This is a genomic window from Cryobacterium inferilacus (genome assembly GCF_019599185.1).
Classification (GTDB): Bacteria; Actinomycetota; Actinomycetes; order Actinomycetales; family Microbacteriaceae; genus Cryobacterium; species Cryobacterium inferilacus.
This window is the reverse complement of the sequence record NZ_JAIEUL010000015.1, coordinates 17,127-36,681: the sequence shown is the minus strand read 5'-3', so window position 1 is coordinate 36,681 and position 19,555 is coordinate 17,127. Positions and strand designations below refer to the sequence as shown.

27 protein-coding genes are annotated in these 19,555 nt (G+C 62.5%); 3 read left to right on the top strand and 24 right to left on the bottom strand.

All coding sequences use genetic code 11. From position 1 onward, the window contains the following. Nucleotides 1-243, top strand: a 243-nt coding sequence (locus K2F54_RS13610; protein ID WP_220606397.1) for a hypothetical protein, incomplete at its 5' end; no start/stop codon positions are given. On the opposite strand, the gene map is transcribed toward K2F54_RS13610, so the two are convergent. The 23 genes from map to rpsJ all read right to left on the bottom strand — a co-directional run bounded on the left by map (nt 240) and on the right by rpsJ (nt 12,826). Further along, on the bottom strand, nt 240-1,076 hold the full coding sequence (map, locus tag K2F54_RS13605) for a type I methionyl aminopeptidase (protein ID WP_255577106.1): 837 nt from the start codon (nt 1,074-1,076) through the stop codon (nt 240-242). The two genes, K2F54_RS13610 and map, sit on opposite strands and share 4 nt — an antisense overlap. A gap of 147 nt (nt 1,077-1,223) precedes the next feature. After that, on the bottom strand, nt 1,224-1,838 hold the full coding sequence (locus tag K2F54_RS13600) for an adenylate kinase (RefSeq protein WP_220606396.1): 615 nt from the start codon (nt 1,836-1,838) through the stop codon (nt 1,224-1,226). Beyond that, nucleotides 1,835-3,157, bottom strand: coding sequence for a preprotein translocase subunit SecY (gene secY, locus K2F54_RS13595; protein WP_220606395.1), 1,323 nt, complete (start codon nt 3,155-3,157; stop codon nt 1,835-1,837). The genes K2F54_RS13600 and secY overlap by 4 nt, the downstream gene beginning before the upstream one ends. A 101-nt stretch (nt 3,158-3,258) precedes the next feature. Next, nucleotides 3,259-3,861: a 50S ribosomal protein L15 gene (gene rplO, locus K2F54_RS13590; protein WP_220606394.1), complete on the bottom strand. Its 603-nt coding sequence runs from the start codon at nt 3,859-3,861 to the stop codon at nt 3,259-3,261. Beyond that, a complete protein-coding gene (gene rpmD / locus K2F54_RS13585) occupies nt 3,861-4,043 on the bottom strand; it encodes a 50S ribosomal protein L30 (protein ID WP_066597599.1) in 183 nt (60 codons plus the stop codon). The genes rplO and rpmD overlap by 1 nt, the downstream gene beginning before the upstream one ends. Further along, nucleotides 4,043-4,756 (bottom strand): 30S ribosomal protein S5, encoded by a 714-nt coding sequence (rpsE, locus tag K2F54_RS13580; protein ID WP_374107299.1) that lies wholly within the window; start codon nt 4,754-4,756, stop codon nt 4,043-4,045. Before rpsE ends, rpmD begins: the two co-directional genes overlap by 1 nt. Further along, nucleotides 4,753-5,124: a 50S ribosomal protein L18 gene (gene rplR / locus K2F54_RS13575; RefSeq protein ID WP_088457171.1), complete on the bottom strand. Its 372-nt coding sequence runs from the start codon at nt 5,122-5,124 to the stop codon at nt 4,753-4,755. Before rplR ends, rpsE begins: the two co-directional genes overlap by 4 nt. 2 nt (nt 5,125-5,126) lie before the next feature. Then, a complete protein-coding gene (gene rplF / locus K2F54_RS13570) occupies nt 5,127-5,663 on the bottom strand; it encodes a 50S ribosomal protein L6 (RefSeq protein ID WP_220606393.1) in 537 nt (178 codons plus the stop codon). 6 nt (nt 5,664-5,669) lie between these two features. Next, nucleotides 5,670-6,068: a 30S ribosomal protein S8 gene (gene rpsH, locus K2F54_RS13565; protein WP_066597609.1), complete on the bottom strand. Its 399-nt coding sequence runs from the start codon at nt 6,066-6,068 to the stop codon at nt 5,670-5,672. 101 nt (nt 6,069-6,169) lie between these two features. Further along, nucleotides 6,170-6,763 (bottom strand): 50S ribosomal protein L5, encoded by a 594-nt coding sequence (gene rplE, locus K2F54_RS13560; protein WP_220606392.1) that lies wholly within the window; start codon nt 6,761-6,763, stop codon nt 6,170-6,172. Then, nucleotides 6,763-7,122: a 50S ribosomal protein L24 gene (rplX, locus tag K2F54_RS13555; RefSeq protein ID WP_220606391.1), complete on the bottom strand. Its 360-nt coding sequence runs from the start codon at nt 7,120-7,122 to the stop codon at nt 6,763-6,765. Before rplX ends, rplE begins: the two co-directional genes overlap by 1 nt. 3 nt (nt 7,123-7,125) lie before the next feature. Further along, the gene (gene rplN, locus K2F54_RS13550) at nt 7,126-7,494 is read right to left on the bottom strand and encodes a 50S ribosomal protein L14 (protein ID WP_066597616.1); all 369 of its coding nucleotides are present in this window, start codon (nt 7,492-7,494) and stop codon (nt 7,126-7,128) included. Nucleotides 7,495-7,528: 34 nt separating this feature from the next. Then, nucleotides 7,529-7,822: a 30S ribosomal protein S17 gene (gene rpsQ / locus K2F54_RS13545; RefSeq protein WP_088457175.1), complete on the bottom strand. Its 294-nt coding sequence runs from the start codon at nt 7,820-7,822 to the stop codon at nt 7,529-7,531. A gap of 2 nt (nt 7,823-7,824) precedes the next feature. Further along, nucleotides 7,825-8,163, bottom strand: coding sequence for a 50S ribosomal protein L29 (rpmC, locus tag K2F54_RS19455; protein ID WP_066597620.1), 339 nt, complete (start codon nt 8,161-8,163; stop codon nt 7,825-7,827). Continuing rightward, a complete protein-coding gene (rplP, locus tag K2F54_RS13535; protein ID WP_134491778.1) occupies nt 8,163-8,582 on the bottom strand; it encodes a 50S ribosomal protein L16 in 420 nt (139 codons plus the stop codon). The genes rpmC and rplP overlap by 1 nt, the downstream gene beginning before the upstream one ends. After that, entirely contained in the window at nt 8,582-9,346 is a 765-nt protein-coding gene (rpsC, locus tag K2F54_RS13530) for a 30S ribosomal protein S3 (RefSeq protein WP_066597624.1), read from the bottom strand. Before rpsC ends, rplP begins: the two co-directional genes overlap by 1 nt. Next, complete coding sequence (rplV, locus tag K2F54_RS13525; protein ID WP_066597626.1) at nt 9,346-9,711, bottom strand: 50S ribosomal protein L22; 366 nt, start codon at nt 9,709-9,711, stop codon at nt 9,346-9,348. Before rplV ends, rpsC begins: the two co-directional genes overlap by 1 nt. A 23-nt stretch (nt 9,712-9,734) precedes the next feature. Next, on the bottom strand, nt 9,735-10,016 hold the full coding sequence (gene rpsS / locus K2F54_RS13520; protein ID WP_066597628.1) for a 30S ribosomal protein S19: 282 nt from the start codon (nt 10,014-10,016) through the stop codon (nt 9,735-9,737). 9 nt (nt 10,017-10,025) lie between these two features. Beyond that, the gene (gene rplB / locus K2F54_RS13515; RefSeq protein ID WP_066597631.1) at nt 10,026-10,865 is read right to left on the bottom strand and encodes a 50S ribosomal protein L2; all 840 of its coding nucleotides are present in this window, start codon (nt 10,863-10,865) and stop codon (nt 10,026-10,028) included. Nucleotides 10,866-10,890: 25 nt separating this feature from the next. Continuing rightward, the gene (gene rplW / locus K2F54_RS13510; protein WP_088457176.1) at nt 10,891-11,193 is read right to left on the bottom strand and encodes a 50S ribosomal protein L23; all 303 of its coding nucleotides are present in this window, start codon (nt 11,191-11,193) and stop codon (nt 10,891-10,893) included. Then, nucleotides 11,193-11,843 (bottom strand): 50S ribosomal protein L4, encoded by a 651-nt coding sequence (gene rplD / locus K2F54_RS13505; protein ID WP_220606390.1) that lies wholly within the window; start codon nt 11,841-11,843, stop codon nt 11,193-11,195. Before rplD ends, rplW begins: the two co-directional genes overlap by 1 nt. A 5-nt stretch (nt 11,844-11,848) precedes the next feature. Then, nucleotides 11,849-12,508 carry a 50S ribosomal protein L3 gene (rplC, locus tag K2F54_RS13500; RefSeq protein ID WP_220606389.1) on the bottom strand — a complete coding sequence of 220 codons (660 nt, stop codon included), beginning with the start codon at nt 12,506-12,508 and terminating at the stop codon, nt 11,849-11,851. Nucleotides 12,509-12,517: 9 nt separating this feature from the next. After that, a complete protein-coding gene (gene rpsJ, locus K2F54_RS13495) occupies nt 12,518-12,826 on the bottom strand; it encodes a 30S ribosomal protein S10 (protein WP_035834607.1) in 309 nt (102 codons plus the stop codon). A gap of 597 nt (nt 12,827-13,423) precedes the next feature. Here rpsJ and K2F54_RS19595 point away from each other — a divergent pair. Continuing rightward, nucleotides 13,424-15,475, top strand: coding sequence for an acyltransferase family protein (locus tag K2F54_RS19595; RefSeq protein WP_220606388.1), 2,052 nt, complete (start codon nt 13,424-13,426; stop codon nt 15,473-15,475). A 580-nt stretch (nt 15,476-16,055) separates the two neighbouring features. Here the strand turns inward: K2F54_RS19595 and K2F54_RS13485 are convergent. Further along, nucleotides 16,056-17,522, bottom strand: coding sequence for a sugar transferase (locus K2F54_RS13485; protein ID WP_220606387.1), 1,467 nt, complete (start codon nt 17,520-17,522; stop codon nt 16,056-16,058). A 242-nt stretch (nt 17,523-17,764) separates the two neighbouring features. On the opposite strand from K2F54_RS13485, the gene K2F54_RS13480 reads away from it, so the two are divergent. Beyond that, nucleotides 17,765-19,552 carry a DUF4012 domain-containing protein gene (locus K2F54_RS13480; protein ID WP_220606386.1) on the top strand — a complete coding sequence of 596 codons (1,788 nt, stop codon included), beginning with the start codon at nt 17,765-17,767 and terminating at the stop codon, nt 19,550-19,552. Nucleotides 19,553-19,555 lie beyond the last annotated feature (3 nt).

Genomic DNA, 19,555 nt, shown 5'->3' with positions numbered 1-19,555 from the left:
GACCAGAACGAACACAGACAATCTCACCAGGTCTCGACAAGCTCGACCAACGAGACAGACCAGAACACCGCGACCCATCCGCTGATCGAGCCTGTCGAGATCCCGCAAAACGACCACGCACTCAGGAACCGGTCACCAGGTCTCGACAAGCTCGACCAACGAGACCAGAACGAACACAGACACGCTTACCAGGTCTCGACAAGCTCGACCAGCGAGGCGGGAATGACCGCAGAAGGTCGCTAGGCCAGGGGAACCGGGGTGATGCCGAACTGGGCCAGGCCAGCGGCGCCGCCGTCTTCGGCGGTGAGCACCCAGATGCCGTCCTTGTGCACGGCCACGCTGTGCTCCCAGTGCGCGGCGGCCTTGCCATCGCTGGTGGCCACGGTCCAGTCGTCGTCGCGGGTATAGGTCTCGATGTCGCCGAGCACCACCATCGGCTCGATCGCCACGACCAGGCCGGGCTTCACGTCCGGGCCCTTCTGGCGCACCCGGTAGTTGAACACCGGCGGGGCCTCGTGCATGGACTTGCCGATGCCGTGGCCCACGTAGTCGGTGAGGATGCCGTACGAACCCTGCGATTCGATGTAGTCCTCGATGGCCTCGCCCACCTCGTTGAGGTGCCGGGCCTGCGCCAGCCGGGCGATACCGTGCCAGAGCGACTGCTCGGTCACCCGCGACAGCTCCTCACGCTCGGCCACGAGCTCGGGCCGGGACGGGTCGGGCAGTACGAACGTGAACGCCGCGTCGCCGTTCCAGCCGTCGATGATCGCGCCGCTGTCGATAGAGACGATGTCGCCGGCGCCCAGTACCCGAGCGTTCGGGATGCCGTGAACCACGTCGTCGTTCACCGAGGCGCACACGGTGTGGAAGTAGCCCTGCTCGAGCTTGAAGTTGGGCTTGCCGCCGCGGGCCACAATGGCCGCCTCAGCGGCCGCATCCAGGTCGAGCGTGGTGACGCCCGCCCGCATCGCGTTGCGGGCCGCCACCAGCGACGCAGCGGTCGCCAGGCCTGGGGCCAGCATGAGGCGCATCTGCGCCGGGGTCTTGTAGATGGAGCGGCGAAGGGCCACGGTCATACCTGCAAACTCAGTTCATGGTGCGAGAGCGGCGCCGGAAGGCTCCGGCACCCGGGTGAGACGGGAAACAACTGTGGGCACCGGCGCATGCGCTGGTGCCCGGGTGAAGCGGGCGCCGACCGTGGCCGGCGCCCCATCACAGCAAATCTAGGCGGATGTCGCCACGGCGTCGGTCGGACCGACCGCGTGCAGTCCGCGCTCGGCCAGTGCCGCCACGATGCGGTCGGTGACCTGGTCGACGGCGCCGAGGCCGTCGACGGTGACGACGACGCCGCGCTGGTCGTACAGATCGATCAGCGGAGCGGTCTGCTCGGAGTAGACGTCGAGGCGGTGCCGGATGACCTCGGCGGTGTCATCGGCGCGGCCCTGCTCGGCGGCCCGCTTGAGCAGCCGGGCGACGACCTCATCGGTGTCGGCGACGATCTGCACCACGGCGTCGAGCGAGGTGCCCTCGGCGTCGAGCAGACGGTCGAGTTCGAGCACCTGCTCGGTCGTGCGCGGGTAGCCGTCGAGCAGAAAGCCCTGCGCGGCATCCGCTTCTTGCAACCGGTCGGCGACGATCGCGTTGGTGAGCGAGTCCGGCACGTACTTGCCGGCCTCGATAAACTCCTTGACCTGCAGGCCCAGCTCGGTTTCGTTCTTCACGTTGTGACGGAAGATGTCGCCGGTGGAGATCGCCGGGATGCCGAAGGCTTCGGCCAGACGCACGGCCTGGGTGCCCTTGCCGGCGCCGGGCGGGCCGATCACGAGAAGACGGGTCATCGGAGAAGCCCTTCGTAGTGCCGCTGCTGCAGCTGCGAGTCGATCTGCTTGACCGTCTCGAGCCCGACACCGACGATGATCAGGATGCTGGCGCCACCGAACGGGAAGTTCTGGTCGGCACCGATCACCGAGAAGGCGATCAGCGGGATGAGCGCGATGAGGCCGAGGTAGAGCGCACCGGGCAGCGTCACCCGGGTGAGCACGTAGTCGAGGTACTCGGCGGTGGGCCGGCCGGCACGGATGCCGGGGATGAACCCGCCGTACTTCTTCATGTTGTCTGCGACCTCTTCGGGGTTGAAGGTGATCGCGACGTAGAAGTAGGTGAAGCCCACGATGAGCAGGAAGTAGAACGCCATGTAGAGCGGGTGGCTGCCCTGGGTGAGGTTGTTGGTGACCCAGGTGACCCAGGCCTGCGGCGTCTCGCCGGCGGCGGGCTGGTTGAACTGGGCGATCAGGGCCGGCAGGTACAGCAGCGATGACGCGAAGATGACGGGCACAACGCCGGCCATGTTCACCTTGATCGGGATGTACGTGTTGTTGCCGCCGTAGGTGCGGCGGCCGACCATGCGCTTGGCGTACTGCACCGGGATGCGCCGCTGCGACTGTTCGACGAAGACCACGCCCGCGACGACCACGAGGCCGATCGCGAGCACGATGACGAAGACGTTGAGGCCCTGGGTCTGCAGGATGGAGGTCAGCGAGCCGGGGAACAGCGAGGCGATGGACGTGAAGATCAGCAGCGACATGCCGTTGCCGATGCCGCGCTCGGTGATCATCTCACCCATCCACATGATGACGCCGGTTCCGGCGGTCATGGTGATGACCATCAGCATGATGGCGTACCAGGCGTCGTTGGTGAGCAGCTGCGAGCACTCGGAGGAGGCGGACGTGCCGAACAGGGCGCCGCTGCGGGCCACCGTGATCAGGGTCGTCGACTGCAGGATGCCGAGGGCGATGGTGAGGTAACGGGTGTACTGGGTGAGCTTGGACTGGCCGGCCGCACCCTCCTTGTACAGGGTTTCAAAGTGGGGAATCACCACGCGCAGCAGCTGCACGATGATGGAGGCCGTGATGTACGGCATGATCCCCAGCGCGAAGACGGACAGCTGCAGCAGGGCGCCACCGCTGAACAGGTTCACGAGCTCGTAGAGGCCCCTCGTTCCCTGGTTCGCTGCAAGACAGGCTTGCACGTTGCCGAAGTCCACGAACGGGGCGGGGATGAACGAGCCCAGTCGGAACAGGGCGACGATGCCCAGGGTGAACCCGATCTTCTTACGAAGGTCCGGTGTGCGGAATATCCGCGCAATGGCGCTAAACAAAAAAGGCCTCCAGTTAGTAACAAAGAACGAGCTTGCCGAGTCAGCATCAGCGCATTAGTCGCTGAGCAGGCTCGACAAGCTCGATCTCGTCTACGGTCTTACTACTTGATCGAGCCACCTGCTGCGACGATCTTCTGCTCTGCTGAGCGGGAGACCTTATCGACTGCAACAGTCAGCTTAACCGCAATGTCACCATTGCCGAGAACCTTGACCTTCTCGTTGTCGCGAACTGCGCCCTTGGCGACCAGCGAAGCGATGGTTACATCGCCGCCGGTCGGGTACAGCTCGGCGAGGCGCTCCAGGTTGACAACCTGGTACTCGACGCGGAACGGGTTCTTGAACCCGCGCAGCTTCGGGGTACGCATGTGCAGAGGCATCTGCCCACCCTCGAAGCCGATGCGCACGGTGTAGCGCGCCTTCGTGCCCTTGGTTCCACGACCCGCGGTCTTACCCTTGGATCCTTCACCACGGCCAACGCGCTGCTTGTCCTTCTTCGATCCGGGCGCGGGACGAAGGTGGTGCACCTTCAGAACCTGCGGACGAACCTCGGTGGGAACAACCGGCGTAGCGGCCTTCTTGGCGGCAACAGTCTTGGCCGGAGCCTTGGCTGCTGCAGCCTTCGTGGTCGTCGCCTTGGGGGCGGCGGCCTTCTTAGCGGCGGGCTTGGTTGCTGCCTTGGTGGTAGCTTCCTTCTCGTCAGCCATTAGTCAATCTCCTCGACCTTCACAAGGTGAGCAACGGTGTTGACGTAGCCACGGTTCTGCGAGTTGTCCTCGCGGATGGTGACGGCGCCAATGCGACGCAGGCCCAGGCTGCGAAGAGTGTCGCGCTGGTTCTGCTTCTCACTAATTTTGGACTTGATCTGCGTAATCTTCAGCTGAGCCATTAGGCACCTGCCTTCGCGCTTGCGGCGGCTGCTGCTGCAGCCGCGTCGGCACGCAGAAAACGTGCCGGAGCAACGTCTTCGTAGGAAAGGCCACGGCGAGCCGCAACTGCACGCGGCTCTTCGAGCTGCTTCAGGGCCTCCACCGTGGCGTGCACGATGTTGATGGTGTTCGACGAACCGAGCGACTTGCTCAGCACGTCGTGGATGCCGGCGCATTCCAGTACGGCGCGCACCGGGCCACCGGCGATAACACCGGTACCTGCTGCGGCCGGACGGAGAAGAACGACTCCGGCAGCTGCCTCACCCTGCACGGGGTGCGGGATGGTCAGGCCGACGCGGGGAACGCGGAAGAAGTTCTTCTTCGCTTCCTCGACGCCCTTGCTGATGGCTGTCGGGACTTCCTTGGCCTTGCCGTATCCGACGCCGACCAGGCCGTTGCCGTCTCCGACGACGACCAGAGCGGTGAAGCTGAAGCGACGACCACCCTTGACCACCTTGGAAACACGGTTGATCGTGACGACGCGCTCGAGGAACTGGCTCTTCTCGGCGTCACGGCTTCCGCGCTCACGGTTCGGGCTGCGCTCACGGCCTCCACGACGAGCCTCACGAGGCTCGTTCTGCGGCGGCGTAGTCGAAGCTGCGGTTTCCACCGGAACCTCGGTGACGACGTCTGCTTCCTTCGCTGCTGCGGTGCTACTGGATTCAGTGCTCACAGGTCCAACCCTCCCTTTCGGGCTCCTTCGGCGATGGCTGCGACGCGTCCTGCGTACTTGCTGCCACCACGGTCAAATACGACGGCTTCAATACCGGCGGCCTTCGCGCGCTCTGCGACGAGTTCGCCAACCTTGTGCGCCTTGGCGGTCTTGTCACCATCGAAGGTGCGCAGACCGGTTTCGAGAGTCGACGCCGACGCGAGGGTGAAACCCTTGCTGTCGTCAACGACCTGCACGAATACGTGGCGAGCTGAACGGGTGACGACGAGACGCGGACGAAGCGCAGTCCCCTCGATCTTCTTGCGAAGACGTGCGTGCCTGCGTCCGCGGGCAGCCGACTTGCTTTTTCCTCTAGTTCCGAGACCCATGGTTACTTACCACTCTTTCCGGCCTTGCGGCGAACAATCTCGCCGGCGTAACGCACACCCTTGCCCTTGTAGGGCTCAGGCTTACGAATCTTACGGATGTTGGCGGCGACCTCGCCGACCGCCTGCTTGTCGATACCGCTGACCGTGAGGCGGTTGACGCCCTCAACGATCAGGGAGATACCCACCGGCGGTTCGATGACGACCGGGTGCGAGAAGCCCAGGGCGAACTCAACCGAGGTGCCCTTCTGAGCGACGCGGTAACCGGTACCGACGATCTCGAGTCCCTTGGTGTAACCCACGGTGACGCCGATGATCTGGTTGGCGATCAGGGTGCGGGTCAGTCCGTGCAGCGAACGCGAGTTGCGCTCGTCGTCGGGACGCGTGACCAGAACCTGGCCATCGGTGACCTGAACCTCGATGGGGTTCGCGACGGTGAGCGCGAGCTCACCCTTCGGACCCTTGACGCTAACGGCCTGGCCGTTAGCTTCGACCGTGACCCCAGCGGGGATCTCGATCGGAAGTCTTCCAATACGTGACATTGTCGGCTACCACACGTAGGCGAGAACTTCTCCGCCTACGCCCTTCTTCTCAGCCTGGCGGTCGGTGAGCAGACCGCTGGAGGTGGACAGGATGGCAACGCCGAGGCCGCCGAGAACCGTGGGGATCTCAGTCGACTTTGCGTACACGCGCAGGCCGGGCTTGGAAACCCGCTTGATGCCGACGATGGAACGCTCGCGGTTGGGGCCGAACTTGAGGTTCAGCGTGAGGGTCTTTCCGACCTCTGCATCCTTGACATCCCAGGCAGAGATGTAACCCTGTGCCTTGAGGATGTCTGCGATGTGCGCTTTGAGCTTGCTGTGCGGCATCGACACTGTGTCGTGGTACGCCGAGTTAGCGTTGCGCAGTCTGGTCAGCATATCTGCGACCGGATCTGTCATTGTCATTTTGTGGTGCCTTTCTCGCCTGGTTTCGTTCACCCGTTACACGGATGACGACCTGTGGTGGTGGAGGGGGCCGAACGGTTGTTCGGCCCCCTAGGGTAAATCTACTTGGAGTTCTCGGCCGTCTTGAACGGGAAGCCCAGCGCCTTGAGCAGCGCGCGGCCTTCGTCGTTGTTCTTGGCGGTCGTCACAACGGTGATGTCCATACCGCGAACACGGTCGATCCGGTCCTGGTCGATCTCGTGGAACATAACCTGTTCCGTGAGACCGAAGGTGTAGTTGCCGGCGCCGTCGAACTGCTGGTCCGAGAGGCCGCGGAAGTCGCGGATACGGGGCAGGGCGAGGCTGAGCAACCGGTCGAGGAACTCCCACATGCGGTCGCCACGAAGTGTGACGTGCGTGCCAATGGGCTGTCCTTCACGCAGTTTGAACTGCGCGATGGACTTGCGTGCCTTGGTGACCTGCGGCTTCTGGCCGGTGATCTTGGTGAGGTCGGCGACGGCGCCATCCATGATCTTGCCGTCGCGTGCTGCCTCGCCGACACCCATGTTGACGATGATCTTCGTCAGGTTGGGTACCTGGTGGACGTTGGTGAAGCCCAGGTCCTTGGCGAGCTGCAGGGAGATCTCGTCGCGGTACTTCTGCTTGAGACGCGGCAGCACGACAGGCTTGGTGGCCTCAGTGGTGGTGTCAGTCATTAGAGGTCCTTACCTGACTTCTTGGCGTAACGAACGCGGACCGTCTTGGTGACGCCGTCCTTCGTTACCTCTTCGAGGCGGAAACCGACGCGAGTCGGCTTCTTGGTCTCCGGGTCGACGAGCGCGACGTTGGAAGCGTGAATCGAAGCTTCCACAGTCTCGATACCGCCGGTCTTGGAGCCCCGCTGGGTCTGGCCGACGCGGACATGCTTCTTGACGAAGTTGATGCCCTCGACGAGTACGCGGTTCTTCTCAACCTGTACCTCGAGCACGCGCCCCTGCTTGCCACGGTCTCCGCCGCGAGCCTGGGTGCGGCCGGTGATGACCTCTACGAGGTCACCCTTCTTGATTCTGGCCATGATTTAGATAACCTCCGGTGCCAACGAAATGATCTTCATGAACTTCTTGTCGCGGAGTTCGCGACCGACCGGTCCGAAGATACGGGTACCGCGAGGGTCTCCGTCAGCCTTCAAGATCACTGCGGCGTTCTCATCGAACTTGATGTACGAGCCGTCTGGACGACGGGTCTGCTTTTTGACGCGAACGATGACGGCTTTGACGACGTCACCCTTCTTGACGTTGCCGCCCGGGATGGCGTCCTTGACGGTGGCGACGATGACGTCGCCCAGTCCGGCGTAACGACGGCCGGAGCCACCGAGAACACGGATCGTCAACAGGACCTTGGCACCGGTGTTGTCGGCAACTTTGAGTCGTGATTCTTGCTGAAGCACTTTCTAACTCCTTCTATCAAGTAAGCCGCGAGGCTTACTTGGCCTTCTCGAGAATCTCGACCAGGCGGAAGCGCTTGGTAGCGCTCAGCGGACGAGTTTCACTGATCAGGACCAGGTCGCCGACGCCGGCGGTGTTCGCCTCGTCGTGAACCTTCAGCTTGGACGTACGGCGGATGACCTTGCCGTACAGGGGGTGCTTCACGCGGTCTTCGACCTCAACGACGATGGTCTTGTCCATCTTGTCGCTGGTGACGTAGCCACGCATCGTCTTGCGGTAGCCGCGCACGAGAGCCTCGGCGGGAACGACCGTTTCGTCAGTCTTCGCCATGATTAGGCCTCCTTCGTCTCGACGGCGTCAGCCTCGGGAGCATCCGTGGATGCGTCCTTGGCCTTGGCCTTCTTGGTCGTCTTCTTCTCAGCCTTGGCCGGGGCCTCGACTGCGACGGGAGTGGCACGAATGCCCAGCTCGCGCTCACGGAGAACCGTGTAGATGCGTGCGATGTCCCGCTTGACCGCGCGGAGGCGGCCGTGGCTTTCGAGCTGACCGGTGGCCGACTGGAAGCGCAGGTTGAACAGCTCTTCCTTGGCCTTCTTCAGCTCGTCGAACAGTCGTTCGTTTTCAAAGGTGTCGAGCTCGACTGAGGCGAGCTCCTTGGATCCGATCGCCATTATGCGTCGCCCTCCTCGCGCTTGATGATGCGTGCCTTGAGGGGCAGCTTGTGAATTGCGCGGGTGAGCGCTTCGCGAGCAACGGTGTCAGAGACACCGGAAAGCTCGAAGAGCACGCGGCCCGGCTTGACGTTCGCGACCCACCACTCGACCGAACCCTTACCGGAACCCATGCGGGTTTCGGCGGGCTTCTTGGTCAGCGGGCGGTCCGGGTAGATGTTGATCCAGACCTTGCCGCCACGCTTGATGTGACGCGTCATGGCGATACGAGCGGACTCGATCTGACGGTTGGTCACGTACGCGGGGGTAAGGGCCTGAATGCCATACTCGCCGAACGAAACAGTGGTACCACCGGTTGCGTGGCCGCTACGGCCCGGGTGGTGCTGCTTGCGGTGCTTGACTCTGCGGGGAATCAACATTATTTAGCCTCAACTCCTGCTGCAACCGGAGCCGCGCCCTCTGCACGAGGTGCACGGCGGGGACGGTCGTCACGACGCTCGGGGCGGGACGACTTAGCGTTGGCCTGCTCACGAGCGAGTTCCTTGTTGGTGATGTCGCCCTTGTAGATCCAGACCTTCACGCCGATACGGCCGAAGGTGGTCTTGGCTTCGTAGAAGCCGTAGTCGATGTTCGCGCGCAGGGTGTGCAGCGGCACACGGCCTTCGCGGTAGAACTCCGAACGGCTCATCTCAGCGCCACCGAGACGACCGGACACCTGGATGCGAACACCCTTGGCGCCGGCGCGCTGGGCGCCCTGCAGGCCCTTACGCATCGCGCGGCGGAAAGCCACACGTGCGGAGAGCTGCTCTGCGATGCCCTGCGCGACGAGCTGTGCATCCTGCTCGGGGTTCTTGACCTCGAGGATGTTCAGCTGGATCTGCTTGGCGGTGAGCTTTTCAAGGTCGGACCGGATGCGCTCTGCTTCCGCGCCGCGACGACCGATCACGATGCCCGGACGGGCGGTGTGAATGTCGACACGGACACGATCGCGGGTGCGCTCGATCTCGATGCGGGACACGCCGGCGCGGTCGAGGCTGGTGCTCAACAGGCGGCGGATCTTGACGTCTTCAGCGACGAAGTCGCTGTAACGCTGGCCCGGCTTCGTGCTGTCAGAGAACCAACGCGACACGTGGTCGGTCGTGATTCCCAGACGGAAGCCATACGGGTTTACTTTCTGACCCATTACTTCGTACCCTCCTCAGGAGTGGCGAGCACAACAGTGATGTGGCTCGTACGCTTCTTGATCTGGAATGCGCGACCCTGTGCGCGGGCCTGGAAACGCTTGAGCGTCGTGCCCTCGTCGACGAATGCCTGGGAGATGAACAGATCCTGTTCGTCCAGGAACTCGTTCGCAGCATCGGCCTTGACCCGTGCGTTCGCGATGGCCGATTCGACCAGCTTGTACACGGGGTCGGACGCGCCCTGCGGCGCGAACTTGAGAATTCCCAGCGCTTCATGCGCCTGCTTGCCACGAATCAGGTTGACAACGCGACGGGCCTTCTGGGCGGTAACGCGGATGTGACGCACGCGTGCGATCGACTCCACCATTTCTCCTCCTTCACGTCACCGCGTTAGCGGCGACGACCCTTCTTGTCGTCCTTCACGTGACCACGGAAGGTGCGGGTGGGAGCAAACTCACCGAGTTTGTGCCCAACCATGCTCTCGGTGACGAACACCGGGATGTGCTTGCGACCGTCGTGAACCGCGATGGTGTGCCCGAGCATGTCGGGGATGATCATCGAACGGCGCGACCAGGTCTTGATTACGTTCTTGCTTGAGGCTTCATTCGCCTTGACAACCTTGCGAAGCAGGTGGTCGTCAACGAAGGGGCCCTTCTTAAGACTTCTTGGCATCGTCTACTCCTACTTACGCTTCTTGCCGACGGTACGGCGACGAACAATGAGCTTGTCGCTTTCCTTGTTCGGGTGGCGGGTGCGCCCTTCCTTCTGGCCCCAGGGGCTGACGGGGTGACGTCCACCGGACGTCTTACCCTCACCACCACCGTGCGGGTGGTCGACCGGGTTCATGGCAACACCACGAACGGTCGGGCGAACGCCTTTCCAGCGCATCCGGCCGGCCTTGCCCCAGTTGATGTTCGACTGCTCGGCGTTGCCGACCTCACCGATCGTGGCGCGGCAGCGGGCGTCGACGTTACGGATTTCTCCGGACGGCAGGCGCAGCTGGGCGTAGATGCCATCCTTCGCGACCAGGCGAACCGACACTCCGGCGGAGCGGGCCAGCTTGGCGCCACCACCCGGACGGATCTCGATGGCGTGAATGATGGTACCGGTGGGGATGTTCTTCAGCGGCAGGTTGTTGCCGGGCTTGATGTCAGCACCGGCACCCGACTCGACGATGTCGCCCTGGTTCAGCTTGTTCGGCGCGATGATGTAGCGCTTGGAGCCGTCCATGAAGTGCAGCAGCGCGATGCGCGCCGTGCGGTTGGGGTCGTACTCGATGTGAGCGACCTTGGCGTTGACACCGTCTTTGTCGTTACGACGGAAGTCGATCACGCGGTACTGGCGCTTGTGGCCACCACCGATGTGACGCGTCGTGATGCGACCCTGGTTGTTACGACCACCGGTCTTGGACAGCGGACGAAGCAGCGACTTCTCGGGCGTCGAACGGGTGATCTCTGCGAAGTCCGCAACAGATGAACCGCGACGACCGGGGGTCGTGGGCTTGTACTTACGAATAGCCATTTCTTATTCCTCTAGTCCTGGCCGCTTAGCCGACGGCCGTGAAGATGTCGATGGAACCGGACTTGAGCGTGACGATGGCACGCTTGGTGTCCTTGCGCTTACCCATGCCGAACTTGGTACGGCGAGTCTTGCCGATGCGGTTCATGGTGTTGATCGACGCAACCTCAACCTTGAAGATCTTCTCGATCGCCAGCTTGATTTCGGTCTTGTTCGAACGCGGGTCCACGATGAAGGTGTACTTGCCCTCGTCGATCAGGCCGTAGCTCTTCTCAGAGACGACCGGAGCGATGATGACGTCGCGGGGGTCCTTTTGAATCGGGGTAGCCATTATGCGGACACCTCTTCCTTCTTGGTCTTGTGCGCCACGAACGCGTCAAACGCGCCCTTGGTGAAGACGATGTCGTCAGAGACGAGAACGTCATAGGCATTCAGCTGGTCCCACGACAGCACGTGCACCGTCGGGAGGTTGCGGATGCTGCGGAGGGTCAGCTCGTCGGTGCGCTCGAGAACGACCAGCACGTGCTTGCTGCTGGCGATCTGGGTGAGCAGCGAGATGGCGCCCTTGGTGCTGGGCGTCTCGTCCGAGAACAGCGCGGTCACCACGTGCAGGCGGTCGCCACGGGCGCGGTCAGAGAGTGAACCCTTGAGCGCGGCGGCAATCATCTTCTTCGGGGTGCGCTGGTCGTAGCTGCGCGGGGTCGGTCCGTGGACGATGCCACCACCGGTCATCTGAGGGGCGCGGATCGAGCCCTGACGAGCGCGACCGGTTCCCTTCTGCTTGAACGGCTTGCGGCCGGCACCGGAAACTTCTCCGCGGCCCTTGACCTTGTGCGTTCCCTGGCGAGCGGCAGCGAGCTGCGCGACAACGACCTGGTGAATCAGCGGGATGTTGGTCTGGACGTCGAAGATCTTGGCGGGCAGCTCGACGGAGCCGGCCTTCTTGCCGGTGGCGTCGATGAGGTCGAGTGCGGTAGCCATAAGAACTACGCTCCCTTCACTGCGGTGCGGACGAATACGAGGCGGCCCTTGGCGCCGGGAACGGCACCCTTGACCAGGATGAGGCCCTTGTCGGCGTCGATCGCGTGAACCTTGAGGTTCAGCACGGTTACGCGCTCGCCACCCATACGACCGGCCATGCGCATGCCCTTGAAGACACGGCTGGGGGTCGAGGAGGCGCCGATGGAGCCGGGCTTGCGGTGGTTGCGGTGTGAACCGTGCGAAGCGGAAACACCCTTGAAGTTGTGACGCTTCATAACACCGGCGAAGCCCTTGCCCTTGGAGGTGCCCATGACGTCAACCTTGGTGCCGGCGGTGAAGACACCGTCAACGGTGAGCTCCTGGCCCAGGGTGTAGTCAGCGGCATCCGCGGTGCGGAGCTCGGTAACGTGGCGGCGCGGCGTGACGCCGGCCTTCTCGAAGTGTCCTGCGGACGGCTTGTTCACCTTGCGGGGGTCGATGGCGCCAGAGGCAATCTGAACGCCGGCGTAACCGTCGATGTCCTTCGTGCGGATCTGGGTGACGACGTTCGGCGAGATCTCGATGACGGTAACGGGAACAAGCTTGTTGTTCTCGTCCCATACCTGAGTCATGCCGAGCTTCTTGCCGAGGAGGCCCTTGGTGGTCTTGGTATCTGCGTACGACATCGCCGGCCCCTAGAGCTTGATCTCGATGTTGACGTCGGCCGGGAGGTCGAGACGCATAAGCGAGTCGACGGCCTTCGGCGTCGGGTCAATGATGTCGATCAGACGCTTGTGGGTGCGCATTTCAAAGTGCTCCCGGCTGTCCTTGTACTTGTGAGGGGAACGGATGACACACACCACGTTCTTCTCGGTCGGAAGCGGCACGGGGCCGACGACGGTCGCGCCCGCACGGGTCACGGTGTCGACGATCTTGCGCGCCGAGATGTCGATGACCTCGTGGTCATACGACTTAAGTCGAATGCGGATCTTCTGTCCCGCCATGTCGAACTCTCTTTCTTGTCAAGGCTTCTTACATCCCGAGGGCTGCATTGGACGCCGTAGTAGCACTGCTGCTATCGCACCACTGTTCATCTGTCAATTTCGATCCGGCCGGGGATCCGACCTTCTCGAGTCAACTCCCCCAGGCCGGGGCCTGACGGATGACATGGTTTTACCCAGGCATCCGAGAAGTTGATTTAAGCTTCGTTCTGCTACCCGCGGCCTAACTCCGACCCTCAAGGGGCGAGCTATGCACTGCCTGGTAGTGATTCCGGTCTCGCGAGCAGCGCGATCCGAAAGTGTTGAACTAGAAGAGTCTGCCACACGATTAGGTCATTGTGCAACCCGGGCGTGTCGCGTTGGGCGTGTCGCGCGATGCCCGTCATTCCGCGGCACTCCGACTCGTGGCATGCGTTGGTCGAGCTTGTCGAGACCCCCGTTGGTCGAGCCTGCCGAGACCTTTGATCTCGCGGTCGTTCCCATCCGCTGGTCGAGCTTGTCGAGACCCCGTCCCCACCCGAAGGTCGAGCTTGTCGAGACCTGGGCTGCGAGGGAAACCACGGGTCTTTGAGTGCCACGGCAGCCCGCTAAGCTTCCGCAGTGAGGGCTAAACGTGTTGATATTCAGGGGCTTAGAGCCCTCGCTGTAATTCTGGTCGTGGTGTACCACCTTTGGCCCGGTCGGATCACCGGCGGCTATGTCGGCGTGGATGTCTTCTTCGTCATCTCTGGGTTCCTGATAACCGCGCACCTTCTCAGTGAGGTCGAGCGCACAGGAACCGTTTCACTTTCGAAGTTCTGGGCCCGGCGGGTACGGCGTCTCCTCCCTGCCGCATTCACTGTTCTCGGTGCTTCCCTGGCGGCGGCATTCGTGTTCCTGCCGAAGTCGCTGTTTGAGCAGGCGCTCTTCGAGATTGGCGCGAGCGCCATCTATCTGCAGAACTGGGTGCTTGCCGGTGATTCCGTCGACTACCTCGCCGCAGACAACAAGCCGTCCATTGTGCAGCACTACTGGTCGCTCTCGGTCGAGGAACAGTTCTACATCGTCTGGCCGCTACTCATAGTCGGGACGGTGTGGGTTGCCGCCAAGGTTCGCAGAGACCGGGCCTCATCCTCGAACCGGCATCTGATTGCCGTCGCCCTCCTCGTCGTTTTCGGTCTGTCACTTGTGTTCTCTATTTACGAGACCGCCCGCAGTCAGTCATCGGCATATTTCATCACGCCGACCCGGGCCTGGGAATTCGCTGTTGGGGGCCTCCTCGTTTTCGTTACGTCAACAGTCGCGTCGGCGCTGGTGCGCAGAGCCGTAAGTTGGCTTGGAGTTGCTGCAATCGTTGGATCAGCGTTCTTGTTCGATGCCGGCACACAGTTTCCTGGCGCACTAGCGCTGGTACCCGTCCTGGGCGCCGCGCTGGTGATCTGGGCCGGTGAGAGCGATTCCCAGTGGTCCACGACTCATGTCTTCCGGTTCGCGCCGATCCAATTCTTCGGTGACGTCTCCTACGCGGTGTACCTCTGGCATTGGCCGATGATCGTACTGTTTCCGTTCGTGTTCGGCGCGGACCTCACCTTCAGGTCGCGCGTTGTCCTGCTCCTGGTCACGATCCTGCTCGCCGCAGCCACCAAGTACCTCATCGAGGATCCGGTATTGCGCGCTCCGGCTCGAGTGCGCGGACGTGCACCGGCCTTCGTCTTTCTGGCGGCCGGCACGGCGATCCTGGTCGGTATCACCGCGTTCACGACCCTGCGCATCGACGGGGATCGGCAGCAATTCACCGCTGAACTCGCATCCGCTATCGAACAGGGAGACGGCTGCCTCGGCGCATCCGCCATGGACCTGGCCAACGCGTGCGAATCCCCCCACGCTGTCACCGACGCGCTGGATGCCGGCTTCGCGGCCAAGGACGTCTACTGGAACTCCGGCGTGGCCGAAACCGCCCCGTGCGCTAAGAGAGCGACCGGCGCGCCCATGGGTTCGTGCGAACGCGGTGACCTTACCGACCCGGTTCTCACCATCGCTCTGATCGGGGATTCGCACGCTGAGCACCTCGTTGATCCGCTGGTCACCTATGCCGAGTCGCACCAATGGCGCGTCCTACCACTCACCAAGTCGGGCTGCAGCGGGCTTGAGACTCGGGAGGCCGAGCAGATGAGCCCCTCGAACGCGCAAGAAAAGAAGGCCCAGGAGTGCATCGAATGGGGCGAGTCAGTCCGCGCAGAAATGGCCGAACGTACTGATGTCGATGTCGTTGCCTTCAGCAACCGGTCCAAGACGAAAGCCGTCACGGCGACACAAGCTGCGTCCGAGTGGCAGCTGATCATGTCATCGGGCAAAACGGTCGTGTCCATCCGCGACGTACCAGGCATGCCAGTTGGTGTCGACGCGCCTGAGTGTGTCGAGACCAGTCAGGCCAGGGAAGACCCCTGCTCGTGGAAGCCAGGCTCCGAGCCTGACTTCATGGAGGAGGCCGCAAGGCTCTCCGGTGCGCCTCTAGTCGACATGACCGAGTTCCTCTGCACTGATGCAACCTGTCACGCAGTTACGGGTGACCTTGTGGTCTACTTCGACGACAACCACCTGACCTACACCTTCGCCCAGACTTTGAGCCCCATCCTCGGGAGTAAGCTACAGGCCGCCATCGAGCAGCACTGATCGGGCACTGCCCGGCGGGCACTCTAGTACCAGCCCGGTCATGCCGAGCTCGCTGTACTGACCGAAGCGGTTGATCGGGTGACTCACTTGCCCGAGCGTGCACAGGTCTGGCTTTCGTACAAGGTTCTGCGACCTCGTGAGTCTCAGACACCGCCGGTCACCTTGGGTGCCTTGGACCGCTCGATGCGCGCCCCGATGAACCATCGCCGTGCGTGGTCTAGCCTGCATCACTCCACCAGGCACCACGGCCCGTTCGGTTAAGGGATTGGCACGGGTTTTACGTCGCGCTCGTGTCGTTCATCCATCGATGTATGGCGAAGTCGAAGCAGACGTTGCTCGGCCATTTACTCCTCCAGTGCCGACCAGATTACTCAAGGAGAGGAGGGTGGCGTGTGTGCCCTGGCTCGAAGTTCTTGACCTCTGACACCCGACCACCGACAGCTCTCGGGCAATCGCAAGGGCACTTCCTGGTCTCCACGGGGATGATCCTGAGCGTGCAGCTTTCGTCGCTGACTCGAATTCATGAGGTCGTCCGACTGTCGGCGATGACAGCTGGCCGTTCTTGGGGCCCGCGGCAGGGCTAGACGGCACCTTCCGGGGTGACCACGGCGCGCACAGTTCGCCAAAGAATGAGAATGTCAGTGGTTAGCGACCAGTTCTCGACGTAGTACAGGTCGAGACGGATGCTGTCGTCCCAGCTGAGATTCGACCGTCCACTGACCTGCCACAGTCCGCTCATGCCCGGTTTCATGATGAGGCGGCGGTGGGCGGCATCGTCGTAGAGGGCCACTTCGGCGGCGCGCTGCGGACGGGGGCCCACCAGGCTCATCTCACCGAACAGAACGTTGAACAGCTGCGGCAACTCGTCGATGGAGTACTTGCGCAGGATCTTGCCGATCGGTGTGATGCGCGGGTCGTTGGTGACCTTGAACAGCGGGGTGTCCGACGTGCCCTGAGCGTCGAGCAGGCTCTCGAGCTGGTCGTCGGCGTCCTGCACCATCGAGCGGAACTTGTACATGCCGAAGGTGCGTCCGTGCCGGCCGATGCGTTCCTGGCGGTAGACGATGTCCCCCGGGCTCGACCGCTTCACCATGACCGCTACCCAAATAAGCCCTGGCGAGCTAATGAGAATCAGGAACGCGGAGCCGAGAATATCGAAAGTGCGCTTGGTGACCCGCTTCACACCTTCAAAAGCCGGATAGCTCACGTGGATCAAGGGCAGGCCGGCCACAGGCCGGGAATGGATGCGGGGTCCGGCAATGTCGGTAAGTGCCGGTGCCACGATCAGCTCCACGTCGCGGGCTTCGAGTTCCCAGCCGACGCGGCGCATGTCTTCGGGGTTGATCTCATCGGCGCCGGTGAGGATCACGGTGTCGGCGTTGGTCTCGTCGACAGCGGAGAGAAGGCTGTCGTAGTCGCCCACAACCGGAACCCCGTGGACGGGTCCCTTCGATACCGTGCCCTCGCGGGTCAGCGCGCCCACCAGCTTGAGGCCTGTCCCCGCGGTGCGGGTGATGGTGGCGGCCACGTGAGCGGACTTCAGCCGCTCGCCCAGGAGTAATGCGCGGGACAGGTAGTAGCCCCGGGCCTGACGCTTGCGCAGCCACTGCCGCCAGCGCCAGCGTGTCGCGATCAGCAGGATCAAACCGAGCGGCAACGCCAGTAGGAAGTACCCGCGGGCAACTTCGATTTTGAACAGGAAGGCAATAATCGCGAATAGCCCAAAGAGACGGATCGTCGCGTCGGCGACCCGTTTGTACTCGAGGGTCCCGCTGCCGATCACCTTGTGATCTCGTGTGGCGAATACGTCCAGCATGACCATCCAGGCAACGACCAGCACGATGGAGACTGCTGTGTAACTCAAGCCGAGGTTGTATAGCCCTCGCGCTGAGAGCGGGACTGTTGCTGTTCCGAACCAGATCAACTGCGAACCGAAGACAGCAACCAGGATGACCAGAATGTCGCTCGTGAAGAGCCGAGTTGCGAAGGCGCGCTGCCACGACCGTCGTCGAAGCACCCCCGCAGTACGAGTGTCGCCCACAGCCATAGTTCTCCCCAGAATTCGCCGTACCCTGCGCCGCTGGTGTGTCGATGCAAATTAGATACGCCTCCACATAGTTCCACATGAACGCACCTATGCAGAACTCCGAGCGATCGGCAGCATCCCTTATAGGCGGCACAAGCACGCATGCTGAACTCCCCATCCGCCTTCGCCCAGGTTCGCTCGTCTAGTGTGGACCTGTGAATTCACGAGCATCTCGCCGCGCGCCTGAGGGTTCCTCCCGCGCCGTGGCCCGCCATGAACGCCGCCAGTTCAGTTCCAAGCAGCGCCTCAAGGTAGGACTTGCAATCACCGGAATTGTTGTTCTTGCGTCGGTGACTTGGCTGGCGACTCGCGTTCTTGTCGTCAAGACTGACTTGGAAACGTCCCAAGAGCTGGTGTCACAGCTGCAAACGGACCTCGAGAGCGGCGACTTCACCGCCATGTCCGCGACGAGTAAGCAGCTGGAGCAGAAGTCATCCAGCGCTGCGAACGGAACACACGACCTGACCTGGCGCATCGCCGAATTCGTTCCGATCGCAGGCGCCAACCTGACTGCTGTTCGCTACGTCGCAGAGAGCATTGACGACATCGTTCGCGAGGTCGCCGCACCCGCAGTGTCGGTCGCGAGCAACCTCGACTTGGACGCTCGCGACCCGGAAACTGGCGGGTTCGACCTCGCTCCCCTTGAAGAAGCCAAAACGATCGTCGCCTCGGCGCAAACCGTCTTCGCGGACTCCCTCGACAAGCTCGGGCGCATCGAGGACGGGAGCACGGTTGGCCCGGTTCAGTCCGCCGTTGAGAAGATTGAAGACGTTCTGGTTCCCGCGAACGAAACGGCGATTCAGGCCGCACCCCTCATCACCATGGCGAATACCGCCCTGGGCCAGGACAGAGCACGCAATTATGTCCTGGCTTTCCAGAACAACGCTGAAAGCACAGCACTGGGCGGAAGCGCGGCGTCCTTCAGCGTTCTGACTGCCGACCGCGGCAATGTCGCCATCACCGACCAGGCCAGTAGCGCCGACTTCCTCAACCGCAACCCCGTCGATGTTGCCGTGGACCAAAGTGCAATTGACCTCTATTCGAGTTACCTTGTCACGCACTCGAACACGTCGACCAGCCGGCCCGACTTTCCAACCGCAGGTCAGATCATCAGCGCGTACTTCCAGCGCGACCGTGACATGGCGGTCGACGGTGTGATTTCGGTGGATCCGCTGGCTCTGAGCTACATGCTGAACGCCACCGGCCCCATCACTCTCAGCACCGGCGACGTGTTGTCCAGCGACAATGCGGTCCGTTTGTTGCTCAACGAGGTTTACTTCCGTTGGGACAGCTACGAAGAACCGGAACTGGTCGACGCCTTCTTCTCCGAAGCCGCTAGTGCGATCCTGACCAAGGTGCTCACCGGTGATTTCAACTTCGCAGAAATGGCAACGGCCGTCAGCAAGGGAGTGAACCAGGGCAGCATCATGGCGTGGTTCGCCGATCCCACGGAACAGGCTCTATTGGACACGTCCCGTTTGCAGGGTTCCCTACCGAAGGACAATGCTGACGAAACTGTCATGGGTGTGTTCTATCGGGACACTTCGGCATCGAAGATCGACTACTACCTGAAGACCGCGACGAAAACGATCACGGACATCTGCTCTGTACCGGACTCGCCCACATTCACGACGTCGACGAAGTTGACGTCCGACCTAACCGACAACCAGCAAGACGATCTCCCCGACTACGTCAAGAGCAACACCCTGGGCGACGCGTTCCGAACCGAAGTGTTCGTCTACGGGCCGGTCGGTGCGACTCTGGTCTCTGCCACGGTGGATGTCGAGGGCGAGTCAACCGAGATCAATTCCAGTGCCGTCGACCTCGGGCGACCTGTGGCCAAGTTCACGGTGTACCTCGAACCGGGTGACACGAGCACCGTCACCGCTTCGTTCCAGGGCGGGCCTGGCGACTATGGCCGGTTGGAAGTGCGCGGCACTCCGATGATCAACAAGACCGATAAGACGGTCGAGCGGGGCGACTGCCAGTAGGTA

Bases quoted from the DNA above. Each gene is read 5' to 3' on its own strand.
- map (WP_255577106.1), bottom strand. From the start codon at position 1,076: ATGACCGTGGCCCTTCGCCGCTCCATCTACAAGACCCCGGCGCAGATG.
- K2F54_RS13600 (WP_220606396.1), bottom strand. From the start codon at position 1,838: ATGACCCGTCTTCTCGTGATCGGCCCGCCCGGCGCCGGCAAGGGCACC.
- rplO (WP_220606394.1), bottom strand. From the start codon at position 3,861: ATGGCTGACGAGAAGGAAGCTACCACCAAGGCAGCAACCAAGCCCGCC.
- rpmD (WP_066597599.1), bottom strand. From the start codon at position 4,043: ATGGCTCAGCTGAAGATTACGCAGATCAAGTCCAAAATTAGTGAGAAG.
- rplR (WP_088457171.1), bottom strand. From the start codon at position 5,124: ATGGGTCTCGGAACTAGAGGAAAAAGCAAGTCGGCTGCCCGCGGACGC.
- rplF (WP_220606393.1), bottom strand. From the start codon at position 5,663: ATGTCACGTATTGGAAGACTTCCGATCGAGATCCCCGCTGGGGTCACG.
- rpsH (WP_066597609.1), bottom strand. From the start codon at position 6,068: ATGACAATGACAGATCCGGTCGCAGATATGCTGACCAGACTGCGCAAC.
- rplE (WP_220606392.1), bottom strand. From the start codon at position 6,763: ATGACTGACACCACCACTGAGGCCACCAAGCCTGTCGTGCTGCCGCGT.
- rplX (WP_220606391.1), bottom strand. From the start codon at position 7,122: ATGGCCAGAATCAAGAAGGGTGACCTCGTAGAGGTCATCACCGGCCGC.
- rpsQ (WP_088457175.1), bottom strand. From the start codon at position 7,822: ATGGCGAAGACTGACGAAACGGTCGTTCCCGCCGAGGCTCTCGTGCGC.
- rpmC (WP_066597620.1), bottom strand. From the start codon at position 8,163: ATGGCGATCGGATCCAAGGAGCTCGCCTCAGTCGAGCTCGACACCTTT.
- rplP (WP_134491778.1), bottom strand. From the start codon at position 8,582: ATGTTGATTCCCCGCAGAGTCAAGCACCGCAAGCAGCACCACCCGGGC.
- rpsC (WP_066597624.1), bottom strand. From the start codon at position 9,346: ATGGGTCAGAAAGTAAACCCGTATGGCTTCCGTCTGGGAATCACGACC.
- rplV (WP_066597626.1), bottom strand. From the start codon at position 9,711: ATGGTGGAGTCGATCGCACGCGTGCGTCACATCCGCGTTACCGCCCAG.
- rpsS (WP_066597628.1), bottom strand. From the start codon at position 10,016: ATGCCAAGAAGTCTTAAGAAGGGCCCCTTCGTTGACGACCACCTGCTT.
- rplB (WP_066597631.1), bottom strand. From the start codon at position 10,865: ATGGCTATTCGTAAGTACAAGCCCACGACCCCCGGTCGTCGCGGTTCA.
- rplW (WP_088457176.1), bottom strand. From the start codon at position 11,193: ATGGCTACCCCGATTCAAAAGGACCCCCGCGACGTCATCATCGCTCCG.
- rplD (WP_220606390.1), bottom strand. From the start codon at position 11,843: ATGGCTACCGCACTCGACCTCATCGACGCCACCGGCAAGAAGGCCGGC.
- rplC (WP_220606389.1), bottom strand. From the start codon at position 12,508: ATGTCGTACGCAGATACCAAGACCACCAAGGGCCTCCTCGGCAAGAAG.
- rpsJ (WP_035834607.1), bottom strand. From the start codon at position 12,826: ATGGCGGGACAGAAGATCCGCATTCGACTTAAGTCGTATGACCACGAG.
- K2F54_RS13485 (WP_220606387.1), bottom strand. From the start codon at position 17,522: ATGGCTGTGGGCGACACTCGTACTGCGGGGGTGCTTCGACGACGGTCG.